We start from the raw sequence: 1,247 nt of genomic DNA, 5'->3' as shown, positions 1-1,247 counted from the left end.
CTGCTTCTCTAATTGGGTGTTTAGGTCAAGCTCATTTTTCCTTTTCTTTCGGGTCATTGTCGCTCATCCGGGTCACGCTTATCTTCGCAGTCTGGTTTGATGCCATGATGGCACCGCTGCACGCATATGTCGGATCGGCTGTGGAGAGCCCCGCTTTGAGACGCGCTTCAGGTGGCGCAGCAGTCATTTTTGGCTTCGTCCACGAACCTCGTCCGGTGAGGGACGACCCCGTCAGGGTTGGGTGGTTAGCGTTTTAGATCATGCCACGCCCTCCACCTTTGCCGGACGGAACTCAGTGCCATCTGTCCACATACGGTGCAGCAGAACTGCAAGCTTTCGTGCCACGGCGACCACGGCACGGCGGCGGCCTTTGGTGCGGATTAACCGCATGCCCCACGTTTTGATTTGTGATCCGGCCATCGTGCGCATCAGAAGCGCATTGGCCGCTGCGTAAAGCGTTGCACGCACATCTCTGTCGCCTGCCTTTGATATGCGCCCAGGATTGTCGTGTTCGCCCGATTGATATCGTCGCGGTGTCAGCCCAAAGTGTGCGGCAACGGTGCGGGACTTTCTGAAGCGAGCTGGATCATCGACAGCAGCCTTGAAGGTCAAAGCGGCGATAGGGCCAACGCCTGGAACGGTCATCACTCGCATGCATACGTCATCGTGGCTTGCTGCGAGTTTGACCCGCCGGTCCAGTTCCAGGAAGTGCTGATAGAGAACCGCCCGCGCATCAAGCAGCGGCACCAAAGCATGCACCAGAACTTCGTCCATCTCTATCAACGGCCGGACGACGTCATCAAAGCTGCCGTGCTTCACTGTTTTTGGCAGGCGGATGCCAAAGACCTTCAGTAGCCCACGGCATTCATTGGCGAGGTCCATCGTCTTCTTCAGAAGCGCCCTGCGGGTGCTCAGAAGGGCACGGACGCCATGTGCCTCCCGGCTCTTCATATGGACCGGGCTGAACCAGCCGGTGCGCAAAACCTGCGCGATACCCCGAGCGTCGTTCCTGTCGGTCTTGTTGCGCATTGCCGACAGAGCGGCATTCACCTGCCGGGCCTCCATACAGATCACATCGAACCCCGCTTCGGTCAGGCCAAAGAACAGATGCTGGCTCATTGTTCCAGCCTCCAATCCAACACGTTCAATCGGATGCGGGAACCCTGCAAGGCACGCGGCTATATCAGCAACCTCACAAGGCAGTTCCCGCTCAACCAGCACCGTACCCTTGGTGTCTACAATGCAAA

Annotated in this window: 2 protein-coding genes; both read right to left on the bottom strand. The window is 57.9% G+C overall.

Translation table 11 applies throughout. The features are described 5' to 3' along the window. Window positions 1-31: 31 nt before the first annotated feature. The gene (locus ROA7450_RS21100) at window positions 32-187 is read right to left on the bottom strand and encodes a hypothetical protein (RefSeq protein WP_159454127.1); all 156 of its coding nucleotides are present in this window, start codon (window positions 185-187) and stop codon (window positions 32-34) included. A 71-nt stretch (window positions 188-258) separates the two neighbouring features. Continuing rightward, window positions 259-1,247 (bottom strand): IS110 family RNA-guided transposase (locus tag ROA7450_RS20665; protein ID WP_143534558.1); only part of this gene is annotated, 989 nt, incomplete at its 5' end.

It is taken from the genome of Roseovarius albus (assembly GCF_900172335.1).
GTDB lineage: Bacteria > Pseudomonadota > Alphaproteobacteria > Rhodobacterales > Rhodobacteraceae > Roseovarius > Roseovarius albus.
This window is presented reverse-complemented; position numbering and strand designations above follow the sequence as displayed.